The organism is Vibrio sp. 1167, assembly GCF_033340375.1.
Lineage (GTDB): Bacteria > Pseudomonadota > Gammaproteobacteria > Enterobacterales > Vibrionaceae > Vibrio > Vibrio alginolyticus.
Genome location: NZ_JAWOWK010000001.1, coordinates 698,629 through 716,850, shown reverse-complemented (window position 1 = coordinate 716,850; position 18,222 = coordinate 698,629). Strand labels below are relative to the sequence as shown.

Here is an 18,222-nt window from a genome sequence, read left to right as displayed (position 1 = left end):
TAAGCTCGGAAAGCGCGTCTTCGGTTAGCAAATCGCATTGGAAAGCGAGCTTGTTTGTCTGTGCTATGGCGTTGTGTACGCTCTCAGGCTATGCAGCCTCAATGATTGGCTGGTCCAACTTTTCTTTGAGCGTTAATGATCTGACAAGCTATTGGTTTGCGTTTGATGAGGGCAATATGCTGCATCAAATCCTCGCGACGCTGCGTGCGCCTCGTACCTATGCTGGGTTATTAATTGGCGCTTCGCTTGCGGTATCCGGAGTGCTGATGCAAGGATTGACTCGTAACCCTTTGGCGTCGCCATCCATTCTCGGCATTAATGCAGGTGCGGCGTGTTTTATGGCCTTGGCGTCCATCGGCGTACCATTCTTTAGTCAATTGAACCCAATCATCAACGCAGTACTCGGCGCGCTACTAAGTGGTGGTGCGGTCATGTTGTTGGGCGGTTTTTTCTCCGCGCGTTCTCACCCATTGCGTTTAGTGCTAGCGGGCATTGCCATCAGTGCACTGCTGATAGGGTTAACTCGTGCGTCGGTAATTTTGGCGGATGACATGGCTTACAGCGTGTTGCATTGGTTAACGGGTTCACTCTCCGCGGTAGATTCTGAGCAGTGGCAGCAACTGTGGCCTTTTGCGACTTTAGGTTTGGTGCTCGCCATGGGCTTAGCGCGAAACTTAAATTTACTCGCGTTGGGGGACGAAGTTGCTGTCGGGTTGGGTGGTAACATTCGTCTTACGCGATTAATCAGTGGTTTAGCGGTTGTGCTGTTGGCAGGAACTAGCGTAGCGATTGCTGGACCAATTGGCTTTGTCGGGTTGTTAGTGCCGCACTTGGTACGCCCGATTGTTGGTCACAACTATCACATTCTCATTCCGGTTTCCGCCTTGTGTGGCGCGGCATTGGTCACGTGGTCAGATGCTTTATCACGCGCGATTGCCTTTCCGGCTGAAACGCCAGTGGGCGTGATTACCGCGCTGTTGGGCACACCTTGCTTTATCGCGATTGCAATGAGGAAATCATCATGATGAATCAAACCAAACTGTTTGCATTAGTTGGATTGTTGCTGATTGCGTCTTCTCTCACGCTGTTTGTTGGCGCGGCGAACATGTCGGCTCAACAGGTTTTTGCATTGCTGTTTTCTTTCTCTGACTCGGACTTTGTGATTCACCAATATCGATTACCGAGAATGTTGCTCGCCATTGGCGTGGGCGCTGGGTTGGGGCTGTCAGGCGTTTTAGTTCAAGGCGTCATCCGTAATCCACTTGCCTCACCAGATTTAATGGGGATAAGCGCCGGAGCAGGACTGGCGGCTACCGCTTGTTTGGTGCTGTATCCGAATGCGCCAGTGGCAATGTTGCCGATGGTCGCCATGTCGGGAGGCTTGCTTGCTGCTGGCTTTATTGCTGTGCTGGCTTACTGGTCGAAACCAACACCAGCACGTTTGGCGCTGATTGGTGTTGCTGTCAGCGCATTTTTAGCCAGCGGTATCGATTTTCTTCTGATTGTGCACCCTATTGAAATCAACACGGCGATGGTATGGCTAACCGGCAGTTTGTGGGGACGAAACTGGCAACAAGTGCCGTTTATTTGGAGTGCTTTATTGCTGCTACTACCATTGGCGTTTTGGCTGGCTTGGCGGCTAGATGTTATGGGACTGGGAGAAGAAAGCGCCACTACACTTGGCACGAAACCAAGACAGATCCAAATTATTGCGTTGATTGCTGCCGTGCTATTGGCGAGTATCAGTGTGTCTGTGGCAGGCACGATCAGCTTTGTTGGCCTGCTTGCGCCGCATCTTGCGCGTTTGCTGTTTGGCCACAACCACAAGTTGTTGATTCCAGCCGCTGCAACCCTTGGCGCTTTGTTGGTGATTTGCGCCGATGGTTTAGCGAGAGGCTTACAGCCACCAATTGAGCTACCAGCGGGAGTGCTGACATCTGTTATTGGCGCACCATATTTCATTTTTCTTTTGTATCGTTATAGAGGTTGGTAAGCATGTTACGAACGCAGAACTTATCCGTCGCGTACGGCAAACAGACCATCATTCCAGATCTCTCTTTGTCGATTCCTCAAGGTAAAATTACCGCACTAGTTGGTCCAAATGGTTGCGGTAAATCGACACTATTAAAAACCTTGGTACGCATCAATAAACCCGCTTCTGGCCAAGTGTTGTATGACGACAAACCACTAAGCAGCTACGGTGATAAACGCTTGGCGCGTTCGTTGTCTTTGCTGCCGCAGATTCTTGTCAGTCCTGAAGGTATTACCGTCAGAAAACTGGTCGAATATGGCCGCTCGCCTTATCTCTCTCATTGGGGCCGGTTAAGTCAACAAGACAAGACCTTAGTCGAGCAAGCAATGCAAGATACTGGCGTGATTGAGTTTGCTGACAAGCCAGTTGAATCGCTGTCTGGCGGTCAAAGGCAAAGGGCGTGGATTGCGATGGTAATGGCGCAAGATACCGACGTAGTGATGCTTGATGAGCCAACCACTTACTTGGATCTCTCTCACCAAGTTGAGCTGATGAAACTCATGAGGCAGATGAACGACAAAGGCAAAACAGTGGTCGTAGTGCTGCACGATCTAAACCAAGCGTGCCGTTACTGCGATCATTTGGTGGTGTTGGAAAAAGGTCAGTTAGTCACGCAGGGAACACCGCAAGAGGTAATGACAGAAGGCATGTTGTCATCGGTGTTTGATTTACAAGCGAGAGTATTTAATGACCCAATCTCAGGCACGCCGATGTGTGTGGCGGTGTAGGTTTACGTCTTTGGAAAGCTATCTGCAATAAAAACGTCGATCCATAAAAACAAACCCCGCTAGTAACAAAGTTGCTAGCGGGGTTTGTTGTTTTTAAGAGCGTCCTTAATGTGGCGTTTAAGCCAGTTTAAACGTCGCCACTTTCGAGTTGAGATCCTCAGCTTGCGATTTCAGCTCAGCAGATTGATTCATCGATTCTTCGGCACCAACTACCAAGTGATCGGTCACATCTTTAATGGACGTGACATTTTGCGTGATTTCATTGGTTACGTGCGTTTGCTCTTCGGCGGCGGTCGCGATTTGCGTTGCCATATCGCTGATCAGCGCAACGGCCGCGTTGATTTCATCCAGAGCCAGTGCTGCGCGATCTGCATCTTCCACCGAACCTTGCGCGAGCTGAGAGCTTGTATCCATGATGGTCACAGCGCGTTGTGTGGTTTGCTGCAAGGTCTCGATCGTCGAGCGAATCTCTTCGGTTGAGGTGTGTGTGCGTTGTGATAGCACGCGAACCTCGTCTGCAACAACGGCAAAACCGCGACCTTGTTCACCTGCACGCGCCGCTTCAATCGCCGCATTCAGAGCCAGTAAGTTGGTTTGTTCTGCGATGTCTCGAATCGTTGATAGTACGGTTGAGATGTCTTGCGCGTGCTGGTTGAGCTCGCCGATGACAACGCTCGCTTGGTTGACTTCAGAAGACAAATTGTTGATGGATGACTTGGAGTTGATCACTAACTCATGACCATTTTGTGTGCTCGCTGAAGAGTCTTGAGCGGCTTTAGCCGTCTGCTCTGCATGTGCTGCAATCTCTTGCGTTGCCGATGCCATTTCAGTCACAGCGGTCGCCACCATCGTGATTTCTTGTTGCTGATGGTTCAGATCGGAAACCGATTGATTCGCGCGATTCGTGCTCAGCTCCGATTGTTGGCTCAGTTCTTCCGCTTGGTGACGAATGTGACCAATAAGTTGCTGCAAACTTTCAACGAACTGGTTGAAGTTTTCAGCCAGCTCACCAACTTCGTCACGGTTTTCTACTTTGATGCGTTGAGTTAGGTCGCCGCTGCCGTTTGCGATTTGTGCGAGCGCATTCGAAACGTTGTAGAGCGGACGGAACAAGATGCTACATAGCAGATTAAACAAAGCTACACAGATAACGACGACGATGGTGGTTGCGATGATCTGATCCCAAACAGCATCGTAGAGTGGGGCAACCAACGAGTTTTGATCTAACACCGTCACTGTTGTGAGCTTGGTACCCTCTATGTGGCGCGCGTAAATCACATATTCGGTGCCGTTAATAGAGACGCGACGCTCTGTACCTGAACGTGCGGCAGACGTAATGTCGTTGTTGTTGAGGCCTAGCTTGCTAACCGGTTGATTCAGCAGTTTACCGTTGTTATGAGTGAAAATATTGCCCTGTTCATTGGCAATAAACATATAACCTTCACCCGGTAGGATCACTTGGTTCAGGCTGTTCAGGATATCACCGATCTCTACGTCAGCACCCAGAACGACGGTTTGACCATGCAATTGCAGGGCTTTACCGAGCGACACGACGTTAGCCCCCGTGGCAGCTGCGACGGTCGGGTTATCCATAAAGACTTTCGATGGGTTGGCGATTGCATTGGTGTACCAGCCCCACTTACGAGGATCGTTATTACCTGGTGGCAAAACCACCCCATTAGCGTTGTCTTGTGACCCGTCCGGGTAAGCGAGGAAAACGTTATCGAACGCGCCAGAGTCTCGGACTTGTTTCAAATGCGTAACCAGAGAACGTTTCTCTGAATCAGAAGAGAGTGAAGTTAGTGCGCGCTCTTTAGAGAGTAGCCAGTCCTTTACGTATTGATTGTAAGATGCGCTAGTGCTTTCTAGTCGCTGTGCGACTTCGACATCGAGCCTATTTAATGAATCTCGAAAAGACAGCCCCTCTACCAGCACTCCCCCTAGAATGATGGCGGCACTGGCAGAGATTGCCAGTTTGTTTTTTAATGATAGATTTTTGAACATAAAGCGAATAATAGATCTTTGAATAATAGTTGTTGTGTTTTTATTCTCATCAGTGCTCTCTGCGCTGTTGAATATGCAGCAGAAAGTCAGATTCGAATCTGTTCAATAATTATATTTTATTGCTCAAAATAAATACTGACTCCATGTCGCGAATTTGAGTTTTACACCAAATAAGCAAAAGGATTTGGAACGATATTATTTATGTATTTGTAAAGTAAGGATTTGTCGATTTTTGTAAATGAGAATTGATTTCAATAAATGGTGATCTTTATCACATTTGCGTGTCTGATAATCCATTAAAAATGTGAAGGTTATAGCACCGGATATATATTGATTAGCTTAATCATTGTTATGGGCAATCGTTATGCGCAGTATATTGTTAGTCCCCGCGTTATTAGTGTCAGGGTGTGCTCTGATACAACAGTCGACGCCGATTCAACCTGACGCCAACTGGCACGTGGACCAGTTATCGAACGGTATGAAATACCATCTCTATCCAACAGAAGACCAAGAAGTCTCGGTCCGTTTGGTGATGAATATCGGCTCATTCCAAGAAACATCTTCTCAAAAGGGTTACGCTCACTTTGTTGAGCATATGGCGTTTAATGGTAGTGAGCATTTTACCGGTAACGACGTTGTCAAACTTTTTGAGCAATCTGGTGGTAGCTTTGGCGCTGATATCAACGCTTTTACCAGTTATCAGCAAACGTCTTACCAACTTGACCTTGCGAATAATACGAAGCTAGAAGATGCCCTGAAGTGGATGAGAGATATCGGTAACGGACTTGAGTTTGCTCCTGAGCAAGTAGAGAAAGAAAAAGGGGTGATTCTCGGGGAATGGCGACGTGCCAATCCGGATGATAAGTCCTTTTCTATGCATGCTTACCAAGCCTCGATTGAAGGCACTATGTATGGTGAGCATGACCCAATTGGTACTCGCGAAGCGATTCAAAATGCTTCCTCAAGTAAGTTAAAGGCGTTTTACGACAAATGGTACCAGCCACAAAATGCCGAGTTGATTGTGACTGGTAATATCGACGTAGATTCACTGTCCAAGATTATCAAAAGCAAGTTCTCGAACTGGGAAAGTACCTCGGATACGGTAATAGAGAAGCGCCGTGATATTCGAGTGAACAACGAAAACAGAATCTTGCCAAGTAACACGATGGAATCACCAAGTCTTCATTTAGTGATTGAGCGTGGTCTAAGTGGCAGCGCGACGATTGAGCAACAACATGAAGTGTGGCGTGATGAAGTCGCAACACAACTCATTCAACAGCGTTTGATCCGTGTACTCAGTGATGCCGCTGAACCTTTTCAATACGCTTATGCAGAGCCCTATTACTCTAACTATCAGCGTATGATGTCGGCAGGGATTTCGTTTGCACCAGATCGCCGCGAACAAATGCACCAGACTTTCATTCGTACCTTGGCGTCGTTAAGAGATTATGGTGCGACTCAATCCGAGTTAGATAGCGTTATGTCAAATTGGCAAGGTGAACTTGCAAATATTGATTCAGATTGGAGTCAGCGTAAGCCAAACAGTTACGCAGAAGCACGTGTTTTTCAAATTGGACAAGACAGTGTCAGCCAATCAAAAGAGAATTATGCCCAGAGTTTGGCAGAATTCATCAACAACGAGAATTTAGAGAGCATTAACACACAATTGACGGCTTTGTTATCTCAGCAGCCAAGCTTTTTTATTGGTTTGGGGAAAAGCGAAACGTCAGAACAGTTCAATGGTGTATTTGCCGCTCTAAACAGTGCCTATCTTCAAACTGGCGAAAAACCGTTAGAGATGTATGACAAAGTGGATGGATTCTTAAAGCCTACCCAGGAAGGCAGCATCACGAGCATGCGTCAGGAAGCGGGTGGTTTTCAAGTCTATACGCTATCAAACGGTATCGAAGTGTGGTTCCAAAAAGATACTAAAGCGGGTGGTCGAGCGTATATTTACTATGCGAGCCAAGGTGGTAAAGCCGCTGTTGATCCGACGTTGTATGCCGCTTATGAAATCGCAGCAACAACGGCAATACGCAGTGGGTTAGGGACATTTTCTGGTTCAGAGCTAGATAGCTACTTACGCAAAAACAACATTGCGCTTGGCGCGATGCTTGATGCGACCAGTCACGGAGCTCAAATTACGGCGCCAAATACGCACCTAACTGATGCTTTGAATGGACTATACAACCTAGCGACGGAGATTAAAGTCGACGAGCGCCAGATGGAAGCAGCGAAGCAAGAGTTTAAACAGCAGAGCGGCGCTTTTTTTGAATCACCGATGGGAAAACTGATTCAAAAAGCAAACGGCAATTCTTATTTGCCGGGTAGTCGTCATCGTATAGTGTCCAGTGATGATGTTGAACAAGTGACTTCCGAGCAGATACTAGCGGTGCATGAGCAACTTTTCAAAACCAATGATGGTTTTAAGATGGTTATTGTTGCAAACGTAGAGCCGGAAGAAATTACACCACTTTTGCGTAAGTATGTGGCCTCTATCGAAATGAAACCGAGTCGTTCGATTGATTATCACGTTGCGTTTAACCCGGAAGTGCCGGAGCGAACTGTGGTTGCGGATGGGCATGAACCTTCATCGTTGTATGTAATGCGTTTGACTAATACGAGCGATTACCAACGTACGGCAAGAGACACGGTTATCGAAGATATTTTGCAACGTATTAGTAATGCACGTGTTTTGGATATTGTGCGAGAAGAGTCTAGCCTTGATTACAGCCCGAGCATTTACACCATGACACAAGATCGCGAACCCATCTCTGATTGGCTCTTGGAGTCTCAAGTTGAGCCCGAAGACGTGGCACTTTTAGAGAGTAAACTGGGCAAAGTGTTTGATGGTTTAGCGTCAAATATTACCCAAAAAGAAGTGGATACGGCCGCGAAACAACTGGCAGTCGCGATGCAAGGATTGGATGACAACCCAGCACAGAGATCATGGGCATATACTCGTTATTTGGTGCATGATTACGGCGTCGATGTGTTGCTTGACGTTGAGAAAGTGGCTAAGAGTGTGACGTTAGATGAAGTGAAAGCGCATGCAAAATCAGCTTTTGGTCCACAAGCAAAACGCTCGGTAATGGTTTTAAATCCGGCCGAATAATCACGTAGTTTCTGACGAAAATCGTGGCAATAGTAATAAAAAAGACGGCGTGAAAGCCGTCTTTTTTAAGCACTTTAATCAAAGCTTTTATGCTGATTTACGCGAAAGTCGCTTTTCATTGTTGGTGTTATTTTCTTTTGTGATCGCACTGTCTTGAGCCTTACCCTTTAACGTTACCACTTCCTTTTCAGGTAATTCGGCTGCTTCACCAAAGAATTTGCCACCAGGTTCAATGCTGAGGTTATTGCTCCAGATCCTACCGCTTACGCGTCCCTTGGCAAGCACTTGAATGTGTTCTGCGTGACAGTTTCCGTCCATCATGCCATTAATGATCAGCTGTTTAGCGTAGATTTCACCGTTTACTCGCCCGCTTTCTGCGACAACGAGAGTGCCTTCCACGTTAATTTGACCATCGACGATGCCATCAATCTGGACATCGTTTTCTACTTTGAGTTCTCCGCTAAGAGAACAGCCTTTGGCGATGAGAGTTGAAGCTGCTGAGCTACTCGTTGTTCCACTGTTTTGATTAAAGATTCCCATCGTATTCTTCGCTCCTTAGTAAAAATGTCTTCGAAATCATTAAGGCTCCAATCGACAAATGGTTTCGGATTCAGTGCTCGCCCAACAAATCGCACCTCGTAATGCAGGTGAGGGCCAGAAGAGAGCCCACTGTTGCCGGAAATTGCAATCAGCTGCCCTTTTTTGACGAACTGACCACTTTTTACTTTGAACGCTTTCAAGTGCGAATAAGAACTCGAAAAACCGAAAGAATGTTGTAGCCTGAGGAAGTTACCAGAGCCTTTATTACTGCGGCGGGTAACTTCCACTACCCCATCGGCAGGGGCATAAATTTTGGTGCCGATATTTACGGCAAAATCGAGCCCACGATGCATTTTGGCAACTTTTGTCACCGGATGGATACGCTTACCGAATCCGGAAGATAGCCGTACGTTGCCGACTGGAGAGCCACTTGGTATTTGGTTTAATAACACCATGCGAACGTTTGAGGTTATCGCCGCTGCATCGAGCCTAGCATCCAAGTTATTTGTCGAGGTATGTTCTCCAACCCCAAGCACTTTCTCTAATTCACCCAAACGTTCCGAAACAAGTTGTACCCGTTCTTCCCGTTCTGAAAGGTCATTTTCTAGCTCTGATTTAAGTGTTTTCAGTGTGCTGAGCTCTTCACCCATGGTGCGTGAATGCTCTGTCAATTCAGCTTGTTTTAACGCTGCATTATCAACGCGAGTGTACAAGTGATGAATTAAGATTACGGTCGCGGCCAGAGCAACAACAAAAAAAACGAAAAACGTTTTTATGTTGCGTTGCATCCTTTTACTGCAGTACCAATGTCTTGAGCCATTGATAGTTGATATAGAGATCGTCAACTGGTCTTTCATCGTCTTCTATTGCTCGTATTTGGTATACGTCTCGTCACTGAGTTAGTAGGAATGTAAGGAAAACGAGTAGGGACTGCCAGAGGCAAATTGGAAAGAAGTGTCAGGTCGTGAGGCGTTTTCAGATATTAGATAAAAGACTCAATAAAGATTTAATATTCTGCTGATTTTGGTCGTAATTACTCCAAATCGCTTCATTTAACTGAATATTATGATTTTTAAGGCGGTTATCCGAGAAATTGGATTGTGAATATTGCCAATAGCATCCGCACGCAATTCAACTTACTTCACGGTTTGCCTTATAAATGTTGGATAATTTATCAAACCGACATTCATTACATCGATAACTTGTTTATGATAGCGGTTGATATAAAGCACTATTCATTGGCTTTAAACCTAAGCGTTACATTTCGTTTAGGAACACATAACTATGACAACGGAGTTGGTCGTGAAAAAACTACTATTGGCTACAGCAGTGGTCGCAGCAGCAGGGGGCGCTGGCTACCTGTACCAAAACAATATTACCGCGAGTGATGCAGGCTCACTGTTAACGCAAGTTCCTGCAGATTCACTTATGGTGACGTATCAGACTGAACCTTTTAACCATTATAAATACATGAACGCATTCGGTACGGCGAATCAAGGCTCGATTGCAGAACTTTTTGCCGATGAACCACTGTCTCCACAACAGCAGTTTGCAGTTAACTTATTCGATGGATACCTAGAGAGTGCTGCGTCGCCAGAAACATTAAAAGCTTATTTGGGCACCGGGGAAAACATTAATCCTGTGTTGTACACAATTGGTATGGTACCGGTGTACAAAGTGGATATTGAAGACCCTGCCGCGTTATGGAAAACACTGGATCATGAAGAGCAGATGAGCGGCGCTAAGCATGAGTTGGTTAAGCTTGGTGAAGTCGAGTATCGTCGTTACGAGATGACTGATTCAATTGACCCGCAGGACGGTATTGGCTTGGTTGTAGCCGTGGTTGATAACGTGCTTACGTTAACGGTTGATGTTCCGCAACTGGGCGTTCAAAACCCGATTAAAATGGCATTAGGGCTTGAAGCACCAAGTCAAAATATTGCTGACAGTGGACGCCTTGAGGCGTTGCAAGCCAAATACGGTGAAAACAACAACTCTTTTGGTTACTTTGATCATCGCGAAGTGATTAAAGGTTTGACGACGAAAGATGGCAATATGTTTGCTCGTCAAATCAGCACGTTGGATGCAATAGATCCTGAACCAACTATTGAGGAAATGCGTTCACCAGCCTGCCATACTGAGCTTACTCAAGTTGCAGAAAACTGGCCTCAGTCCGTCGCGTTTGCAGAATACAAGATGAAAGGCGATCAGGCGTTCATTAAAGGTTCTTTTGTTGTTGAGTCCAACAATAAAGTGATTCTAGATGCGCTCAAGTCGATTCGTGGTGTATTGGCAGAGTCTAAAAGTGATAAGAGTTTCTTTAGTATGGCGCTTGGTTTAGACATTAATACGCTAGCGCCATCGATTGGTCAGATTTGGGCTGACTTGACCCAGCCTCAATATCAATGCTCTTTATTGACACAAATGCAGCAAGAGATGGGCGGCCAGAATCCAGCAGCCGCTGTAAGCATGGGGTCAGGCATGGTTAACGGCCTCAAAGGCTTAAGCCTGCAAATGTTTGATATCAAAGTAGATACTAATGCTCAGCATGGTGAAGTATTTAGCCAGCTAGATGGTATGTTGTCTCTTTCTGCCAATGATCCAATGATGCTTATTCAAACTGCGCAAATGTTCGTTCCTGAACTTGCTCAATTGCAAATTCAACCGGATAACCAACCTGTTAATGTCAGTGACCTATTAGAAATGCATACTGGCATGAAGGTGGACGTGTTTGCTCGTCTAAACGAAAACCATTTCACCCTTTACAGTGGTGATAGTGCTGCGGAAGCAAGCAAAGAAGTGATGGCGCAATCACTTTCTCCAAATGGCTTGTTCAGCTTTGATTTTGATTCAGAGCGTATTTTGGAAGTGTTAGAGAGTGCGTCGTCAATCACTGGGGAGCCGGTTCCGGATGATGTTGTCAAAAGCTTACAAGGCGAGCTTGTTGGTGGTATGACGATGGACGTGACAGACCAAGGTATTGGTTTTGAGTTTGATTACCGTGGTGCAACTAAACCTGTAACGGTTGCACAACAGTAACACATTGAGTAGAAAAAGGCGGCATATGCCGCCTTTTGTTATTATGTACCGCATTAAAAAGCGAGTGGGAAGAGCGACGCTTACTCATCTATTTGAGGATGAGAGTATTGCTGATATTCAGGTAACTCTTTTCTTAAGTTACCAAATGTCGCCCATGCACTTTCTTTTGAAAGTTTGTTGATCAGCCAGTTTGGCAATAGACCTCCGGGATCAGCAAACGCCTTGTATTCCACGAGTGTTGTATCGTTTGTGAGTTTTTGTAACTCCCAAGTCGCATCAACCGAGCGAATTCGAACATAACCATTTTGTTCAGCAAGATATGAGTCAGGTGCGCTTTTGATTTCTACGGTGAATCCCAGCTCATCGACCCAGTACTTTGAGTAGGTGACCATATCCCGATTTTTGGCAGGCCATGGTGCTTTAAACTGGGTGTAAACGATGTTCTCGGTGGCCGATATCTGATTTAAAACCCGGCTATGACTGGCATTGTCAATCCAGTTCGGGATGTTGTCACTGTCTTCCAGTAGCGTTAAAAATGCACCATAGCTGGTGGGTGTGAACATCCGGGCACGGATCTCAACTAAACCGTCACTATGTTCTCGGGAGTAAATTGTGATTCCATTCTTGTCACTCTCGAACTGCCAGTTCTCGTTGGCGCTCGCATCAGTACCAGCGGATATCAATGTGGCGAGTGTTACGGCGCCCATTCTTAAATGCAACATCATGTTAGTATCCGCCAACTTTTCCTAAATTTAAATTTATACGATTTGTTGTAGCTATAAGGACAATAGTATGTTTGTTGTTATTGTTCTGAAGGTTGCTCTGCACTAAAGCCACGTTGAATGTTGGTGAAGGTAAGCGATGCAAATATTACGATAACGATCGCTAGATGCCATGCTTGACTCAATCCAAGCTGCACCAGAGTTAAGCTGACCAATGAGGAGACGACCATTTGTCCACCACCAGACATTGCCGCTGCGGCACCTGCTTGCTTTTTATAAGGTTGCATTACCATCGCTTGTGCACAAGGTAGGGCAATACCATTACCCAAGATCATTAATAGCTGTCCTAGCATCAGAAATAGAGGCTCAACAGGGCAGAAAAATAACCATATTGCGGCAGCGAGGTGAAGAAATGGGGTGCAAAGCAGCATTTTTTTATTGCCAATAATTGGCCTTACTCGGTTACAAATCGTGGTACCACATAACATACCCAAAGCGGGAATGAGCGCCCATATCGCGTATTGAGCGGAGGTCATGCCAATTTGATCTTGCATGATAAATGGCATCACAGAGATTGTCGTAATCATTAAGCTGAAGTTTAACCAACTGATACTGGCGAAACTCATAAAGTAACGAGACGTAAGTAAGCTCTTGTATTGGAGTAACATTTTTCGGGGTGACGGAATGACAGAACGTTTTGTGATGGTTTCTGTGAACTTAAAGGCGATGATTACCCAGGCCAGCGAGACATAGCCCAATAGAGAAATAAACACCATACTCCAACCGAAGTGGAAGTTGATAAAGCCGCCAATCACAGGTGCAATAAGTGGCGTGATTGAAGCCGCCATGGCGATGTAAGACATTGCCACTGGGAGTTCATCCCCGCTAAATCTATCTCGAGTCGACGCCCTCGCGAGTACCGCGCAGCATCCTGTACCTAACCCTTGTAAAAAGCGCCCCATCACCATCCCTGTAAATGTGTCACTGAAGAAAATAATCATCAGCAGACCAGACATCGCGATGAGTAAACCGGTAAGTAATACTCTTTTTCGTCCTAAAGCATCTGACACTGGCCCGTAGATAAATTGAGAGGGGCCAAAGCCGAGCAAATAAATACTCACAAGTAGTTGAGCTTGGTCGAGGGAGATGGAAAAGTCTTTTGCTATCCATGGCAAAGAGGGCATGACTAGCCCCATGCTCAACTGGCCAACGCTAATAATAAGACAGGCGAGTAGTATAGTATGAGAGTTGATTGGGCGACTCATGACTGGTCTCCATTCAAACAACCTTTTTGGCGTCGTGATCTTAAGCCGCCTTCGTCATCCACTTCATTTAGCTTTGCTTTGACCCGCTTCACAGTCGATAGACTGACTTCGCATTGCTCTGCTACGTTTTGCAATGTGTAGCCTTCTAGCAGCAACGTTGCGATCTGTTGGTGTTTGGTTTTGTTTGCGGGGCGGCCGCGAAACTTCTGTTTCCATAATTCTGGCTGCTCTTTAATGGCCTGTCGCCCTTGCTCTGCGGCAAACAGGCGATGTTCAGTCTGCACTTTCCCATATCCAGATAACACTGTGAGTAGTGTTTGAGTTTGAACAGAACCTGGCTCAAAAGTTAGTGATTCACATACGGTTTTCAATGTTACCCCTTTATCGAGTAGCATTTTTATTGTGTTCAATGCTTGACTAAAGTCGCGACCAAATGCGGTCAGCCACCAGAGCACAATCGTATCCCCAGTTCTGACGGAATCGAGCAGTTGTAAGAATGCCTCTCTCTCGGTTGGAGGCATGCAACCACGAACCTTATCCTCAAAATGCTGAGCTTCGGGAGCAAAAGCTTTTAGAGTATTAAGGTGCTCTTGGTAAGCTCGATTTTTTGGCGAATAACGAGTGTAAAGATACGTGGTCATAAGGATTATGAGCCTTTTTTTGTTTGGTTCATATAGTGTAATAGCTCATAAATATACATGGGTTCATTAATGCTTACAACACTAAATGAGCCGTTTGGGAGTCAGAGGCAAATAAAAAAGCCAACCGAATGGCTGGCTATAGCTATTTAAGCTTTTGTTGTCTGGCGCTCGATTAACTTCACTGGCACCATCATTTTTACTAGGCTGCCGTTTTTCGTATTAATTTGATCAACAATGATCTTCACGCACTCGCGAGCGAGGCGACGGAAATCCTGGCGGAACGTGGTTAATTGATAGCTTAACCATTCTGTCTGAGGAATATTATCAAAACCAATGACTTGTAAGTCCTGAGGAATCCTCAACCCGCATTCTATACGGGCGATATCCATGACCGCCATCGCAAGGTTATCGGTTGCACAGAACACTGCTTCAGGCCGATTTTTGTCTGCCAGTATGGCACGGACTTTATCAAGTGAGCTCGCGTAGTCATAGCTGGCTTCAATGATGCGTGGCGTCTTGCCGGTTAGGTCTTCAAATTCAGAGCAGAAGCCGCTTTGGCGTTCGTCATTCGTAAAGGTTGGCACTTCTCCCGTCAAATAAACCGCGTTCTTCACGCCACTTTTGTGCAGAAGTTGCGCGGCTTGTTGGCCTGCTTCGTAGTTGTCACTGATAACGTAGCTACTCCTAGTACCTTCAACAACTCGTGCGTATTGAACAATTGGGATATTAAACTCTTCACATTCTTCATAAAGGGACTTATTGAAGGTTGCGGAAGCAGCAATGACACCATCGACGCGATACTGGAAGATATTTGGGATTGAGTGGCCCTCTTCTTCATCCACTTGCCATGGAATCAATACGGCAGAATAACCTTTTTTCTGTAACTCACTGGAAATTAACTGCAGTGTTTTCATATGGATAGGGTAATCCGCATCAGGAAACACCAAACCTATCAATTTCGATTCGTTTGTGGTCAGGCTACGTGCAAAGGCGTTAGGGCGGTAGTTAAGGGCTTTAGCCGCTTCAAAGACTTTTTGCTTGGTCTTTTCGGATACTGAGCTACCCGGAACAAACACGCGCGATACAGTAGATTGAGAGACGCCTGCCATCTTTGCCACATCTTTTGATGTGACTACGTGTTTAATTGATTTCATGAATAAAACTTAGTTGCCAGTAATTGAGGTCATAAGACTAGCATAAATAGGTACGTATTCATAAATGTTCTGACGGGGTATCCTAAGTAGAATAATGGCTTTGGAGTGTTAAAAAGCAAAATGTGGGTTAACCCATTCGATTTGCTTTGAGCTAGCACTAGATCTAGAGCGTAGATACTGTCCGTTTGTTGGACGTACAGTATCTACGTAAAGAACATTAATTTGCTTGTTTGACTGCAACTTTACGTTTCGGGGAGAGGAGTGAATACCCCATGTATCCGATGCAAGCGGTAGCGACAAGAATAGAGCAGCCACGCATAAAGTTAATCAGCATAGGAGCGTTGTCGGTAAACGCGTTGATCCCCCAAAGCATCACGATCGAGAATACAAACATCACTAGTAAGCCATAACATGGAGCATCGATTTTGCCGGGAACGACATACCAACCATCTTCCTTGATTGGTTTATTTAGACGAGCATATTCCGCTTGCTGGCCTTTCACTGTGTAAAGATGCATTTCATCTTGTTTACCCGTCAGGAGAAGGCTAGCAATGTAAGCGACAACGGCATTCACAAGGACGCCAATCACGCAATACCAAGGCCACGCAATATCGGTCGCAACGGCTACATACCAGATCACCAAGAAGCTAGCAGCAACGCCAATTAACAAGCCTTTTTCCGTAATGTGTTTTGAGTAGAAACCAAGGACGAACATACAGAAGCTCGCACCGACAAAGTAAGAGCCTGCCTTACTCAGCACTTCCAGTACCGAGCCTGTGCTGGTGGCAAACATGATCGCTGGAATGATGACCAAAATCGCCCACGCCACCGTGAAGAAACGCGATACCTTTAAGTAATGCTCTTCCGACTCGTTTTGCTTGTAGAAGCGTTTGTAAAAGTCAGCCACAGAAACGGTCGCCATTGAGTTAAATGCGGAATCGAGACTCGACATACTTGCCGCCAGAATCGCAGCGGCAATGATGCCCATCAAGCCTGGCATTCCATATTCACTCGCATAATGAAGAATGATGGTGTTGCCGTTTTCAAACTCTTTACCGTCGTAATAAGCGTTGAACAGGACGCCAAGCAAGATAAAGACAAAGTAAATAAAGAAGGCCACGTAGCCCATCATCAACATTGCCTTTTTCGCATCGCCCATGTTTTTCGCGGCCATACAACGTTGTACCATCATCTGGTTACCGCCATACACGGTGGTGTGGAACATCGTCATTGCGATAACGCCGGCCCATACAGTCGTTACTTGGCTTAGGTCAAAACTTGTTTGTAGGGCATCGGTCATTCCTTTCGCTTTGAGTTCTGCCATGACCTCCGTCATTGGAGCAGGCATGCCATTCCAAACGGCTTCAATGATGATGAATGCGCCAATAAATAAGATTACTGCTTGAATCATATCGGTCCAAATGACAGCCGCGATACCGCCCATTACGGTGTAGATAAGGGCAATTGCAGTGACGATCATGATGCAGTACATCACGTCGATACCAGTAATGAACTCTAAAATCATTGCTGTCGCGTAGAGTACCGCTGCCGAGCTCAATGCTTGTTTGATAAGGAAGATAAACGACAATGTCAGTCGTGAAGCCTTACCAAAACGTCGCTCTTGATACTCGTAGATAGACGTTAAACCGTTGTTGTAGAAAAATGGCATAAATACAGCCACGATGAAGAAGATCACCAGCGGATAATTGAGGTGAATCGCGATAACCGACAGGCCTTCTTTGTAAGACCAAGCTGGCCCGCCAAGGAACGACATGGCACTCACGTAAGTACAAACGACAGAAATACCGATCGCCCACCAAGGGATGCTCTTATCACCCAAGGCGAATTGGCTAGCTGAAGTGACTCGCTTTCCAATTACCGCCCCCAGTACTAGCGTGAGGGCGATGTATCCCCCAAGGATGCTCCAGTTAAGTGCGCCAAACTCATGCATAATTAGGTCCTTCTAACTGTTCTTTCATTTGTGCAAACACGTCATAGCCAAGTTGCAGCAGGATATGAACGATGTCGATCGCCACCCAGTTTTCCTTCAGTAAATCGCCTTCGCGTCGCCAAATGTCCATAACGCGAAGTTCGATGTGTTTTCCGGTTGGGGCAAGACCGAGCCAGCCACTGTAACCAGTGTGAGTACCATGCATATGTGGCCAACCACCTGTGGATACGTAGTCATTTTTGGCCAAAAAATTGACCTCAATATCGACACTTCGATCTGGGAACGCAAACACAAATGGCGCTTGATGGTGGTTACGGAAACCTTTGATACCGCGCGTAGTACCAATACCAGCAGGGCCGTACCACATGAAGTCATTGTGCCAGTAGTTTTCAAGATCCATCGAGAAAAGATCTTTGCCATCAAAACGACCCAAGCAAGACAGCATATCTTCAACCAGCTGGGCGCTCTTTTCACTTTCTTCCAAAGACACAACAGATTGTTGAATACCGTTAGAAGTTGCAGGAGAAGGAACCAAGCCATCGTGACCTAAGCTTTTACGAAGAGGGTTGCAGCCTGCTTGATTCATCGCATCGATGAAGTCTGGAATCATGTAAGATTCGGTGATTTGGTCGTTCTCCACACACACCATTTCGGTGTAACGCAAGTAGAGTGTTTTCCCTGTTGCTGGGATGCCAAACAGTGGTTGTTCAAATGTACCGATAAAGTAGCCGGTAGAGTTGTACCAAGTGCGGCCTTCGTATTCGCCGTGCATCACAATCATTGGTCGGCGCTCGGCATCAGGTAAAGCATTAACAAGTGGTGAGAGGAAAGATTCGTGGGTTGCATCTGGGCCATTAAGATCGTTCACAGGGTGCGCCACGCACCATTTTACGTCAGGGTTCAAAGCTTGCAGAGCGGCCTGTTTTTGCTCGATGTCTGCGGCTTTGAAGTAGTTCTGGTAGAACTGTTCGATGATGTTGAGTGACATGTTGCTTCCTTACTGTCTGTGATTTTAATAAATAGTGTTTAGT

General features: G+C 46.1%; 14 protein-coding genes. 5 read left to right on the top strand and 9 right to left on the bottom strand.

All coding sequences use genetic code 11. From position 1 onward, the window contains the following. Positions 1 to 65 precede the first annotated feature (65 nt). Genes R7Z78_RS03135 through fecE form a run of 3 tightly spaced genes read left to right on the top strand, consistent with a single transcriptional unit; the run spans position 66 to position 2,760 of the window. Complete coding sequence (locus R7Z78_RS03135; RefSeq protein WP_373417389.1) at positions 66 to 1,025, top strand: FecCD family ABC transporter permease; 960 nt, start codon at positions 66 to 68, stop codon at positions 1,023 to 1,025. Beyond that, positions 1,022 to 1,993, top strand: coding sequence for a FecCD family ABC transporter permease (locus tag R7Z78_RS03130; RefSeq protein WP_017634500.1), 972 nt, complete (start codon positions 1,022 to 1,024; stop codon positions 1,991 to 1,993). The genes R7Z78_RS03135 and R7Z78_RS03130 overlap by 4 nt, the downstream gene beginning before the upstream one ends. Positions 1,994 to 1,995: 2 nt before the next feature. Next, a complete protein-coding gene (gene fecE / locus R7Z78_RS03125) occupies positions 1,996 to 2,760 on the top strand; it encodes a Fe(3+) dicitrate ABC transporter ATP-binding protein FecE (RefSeq protein ID WP_017634499.1) in 765 nt (254 codons plus the stop codon). A 117-nt stretch (positions 2,761 to 2,877) separates the two neighbouring features. Here the strand turns inward: fecE and R7Z78_RS03120 are convergent, their stop codons facing one another. Further along, positions 2,878 to 4,764, bottom strand: a complete 1,887-nt coding sequence (locus tag R7Z78_RS03120; RefSeq protein WP_064369570.1) for a methyl-accepting chemotaxis protein — start codon at positions 4,762 to 4,764, stop codon at positions 2,878 to 2,880. 364 nt (positions 4,765 to 5,128) lie between these two features. On the opposite strand from R7Z78_RS03120, the gene R7Z78_RS03115 reads away from it, so the two are divergent. Next, positions 5,129 to 7,879, top strand: coding sequence for a M16 family metallopeptidase (locus R7Z78_RS03115; protein WP_033906636.1), 2,751 nt, complete (start codon positions 5,129 to 5,131; stop codon positions 7,877 to 7,879). Between the two features lie 87 nt (positions 7,880 to 7,966). Here the strand turns inward: R7Z78_RS03115 and R7Z78_RS03110 are convergent, their stop codons facing one another. Together R7Z78_RS03110 and R7Z78_RS03105 are read right to left on the bottom strand one after the other, a co-directional pair. Continuing rightward, positions 7,967 to 8,419 (bottom strand): bactofilin family protein, encoded by a 453-nt coding sequence (locus tag R7Z78_RS03110; RefSeq protein WP_080276973.1) that lies wholly within the window; start codon positions 8,417 to 8,419, stop codon positions 7,967 to 7,969. Beyond that, on the bottom strand, positions 8,323 to 9,276 hold the full coding sequence (locus R7Z78_RS03105; RefSeq protein ID WP_104976384.1) for a M23 family metallopeptidase: 954 nt from the start codon (positions 9,274 to 9,276) through the stop codon (positions 8,323 to 8,325). The genes R7Z78_RS03110 and R7Z78_RS03105 overlap by 97 nt, the downstream gene beginning before the upstream one ends. A 427-nt stretch (positions 9,277 to 9,703) precedes the next feature. On the opposite strand from R7Z78_RS03105, the gene R7Z78_RS03100 reads away from it, so the two are divergent. Further along, a complete protein-coding gene (locus R7Z78_RS03100; protein WP_169644594.1) occupies positions 9,704 to 11,458 on the top strand; it encodes a hypothetical protein in 1,755 nt (584 codons plus the stop codon). An 80-nt stretch (positions 11,459 to 11,538) separates the two neighbouring features. Here the strand turns inward: R7Z78_RS03100 and R7Z78_RS03095 are convergent, their stop codons facing one another. From R7Z78_RS03095 to R7Z78_RS03070, 6 genes are all read right to left on the bottom strand, one after another. Next, the gene (locus tag R7Z78_RS03095) at positions 11,539 to 12,183 is read right to left on the bottom strand and encodes an START domain-containing protein (RefSeq protein WP_104976385.1); all 645 of its coding nucleotides are present in this window, start codon (positions 12,181 to 12,183) and stop codon (positions 11,539 to 11,541) included. Between the two features lie 77 nt (positions 12,184 to 12,260). Beyond that, positions 12,261 to 13,445 (bottom strand): multidrug effflux MFS transporter, encoded by a 1,185-nt coding sequence (locus tag R7Z78_RS03090; RefSeq protein ID WP_104976386.1) that lies wholly within the window; start codon positions 13,443 to 13,445, stop codon positions 12,261 to 12,263. Beyond that, on the bottom strand, positions 13,442 to 14,086 hold the full coding sequence (locus R7Z78_RS03085) for a recombinase family protein (RefSeq protein WP_054576561.1): 645 nt from the start codon (positions 14,084 to 14,086) through the stop codon (positions 13,442 to 13,444). The genes R7Z78_RS03090 and R7Z78_RS03085 overlap by 4 nt, the downstream gene beginning before the upstream one ends. A gap of 146 nt (positions 14,087 to 14,232) precedes the next feature. Then, complete coding sequence (locus tag R7Z78_RS03080; protein ID WP_017820101.1) at positions 14,233 to 15,240, bottom strand: LacI family DNA-binding transcriptional regulator; 1,008 nt, start codon at positions 15,238 to 15,240, stop codon at positions 14,233 to 14,235. Positions 15,241 to 15,457: 217 nt separating this feature from the next. Next, positions 15,458 to 17,191 (bottom strand): sodium:solute symporter family transporter, encoded by a 1,734-nt coding sequence (locus R7Z78_RS03075; protein WP_169644592.1) that lies wholly within the window; start codon positions 17,189 to 17,191, stop codon positions 15,458 to 15,460. Continuing rightward, on the bottom strand, positions 17,184 to 18,179 hold the full coding sequence (locus tag R7Z78_RS03070) for an ester cyclase (protein ID WP_042522215.1): 996 nt from the start codon (positions 18,177 to 18,179) through the stop codon (positions 17,184 to 17,186). Before R7Z78_RS03070 ends, R7Z78_RS03075 begins: the two co-directional genes overlap by 8 nt. Positions 18,180 to 18,222 lie beyond the last annotated feature (43 nt).

Coding starts and splice junctions, on each gene's coding strand:
- R7Z78_RS03135 (WP_373417389.1), top strand. CDS start 66: ATGGCGTTGTGTACGCTCTCAGGCTATGCAGCCTCAATGATTGGCTGG.
- R7Z78_RS03130 (WP_017634500.1), top strand. CDS start 1,022: ATGATGAATCAAACCAAACTGTTTGCATTAGTTGGATTGTTGCTGATT.
- fecE (WP_017634499.1), top strand. CDS start 1,996: ATGTTACGAACGCAGAACTTATCCGTCGCGTACGGCAAACAGACCATC.
- R7Z78_RS03120 (WP_064369570.1), bottom strand. CDS start 4,764: ATGTTCAAAAATCTATCATTAAAAAACAAACTGGCAATCTCTGCCAGT.
- R7Z78_RS03115 (WP_033906636.1), top strand. CDS start 5,129: ATGCGCAGTATATTGTTAGTCCCCGCGTTATTAGTGTCAGGGTGTGCT.
- R7Z78_RS03110 (WP_080276973.1), bottom strand. CDS start 8,419: ATGGGAATCTTTAATCAAAACAGTGGAACAACGAGTAGCTCAGCAGCT.
- R7Z78_RS03105 (WP_104976384.1), bottom strand. CDS start 9,276: ATGAAAGACCAGTTGACGATCTCTATATCAACTATCAATGGCTCAAGA.
- R7Z78_RS03100 (WP_169644594.1), top strand. CDS start 9,704: ATGACAACGGAGTTGGTCGTGAAAAAACTACTATTGGCTACAGCAGTG.
- R7Z78_RS03095 (WP_104976385.1), bottom strand. CDS start 12,183: ATGATGTTGCATTTAAGAATGGGCGCCGTAACACTCGCCACATTGATA.
- R7Z78_RS03090 (WP_104976386.1), bottom strand. CDS start 13,445: ATGAGTCGCCCAATCAACTCTCATACTATACTACTCGCCTGTCTTATT.
- R7Z78_RS03085 (WP_054576561.1), bottom strand. CDS start 14,086: ATGACCACGTATCTTTACACTCGTTATTCGCCAAAAAATCGAGCTTAC.
- R7Z78_RS03080 (WP_017820101.1), bottom strand. CDS start 15,240: ATGAAATCAATTAAACACGTAGTCACATCAAAAGATGTGGCAAAGATG.
- R7Z78_RS03075 (WP_169644592.1), bottom strand. CDS start 17,191: ATGCATGAGTTTGGCGCACTTAACTGGAGCATCCTTGGGGGATACATC.
- R7Z78_RS03070 (WP_042522215.1), bottom strand. CDS start 18,179: ATGTCACTCAACATCATCGAACAGTTCTACCAGAACTACTTCAAAGCC.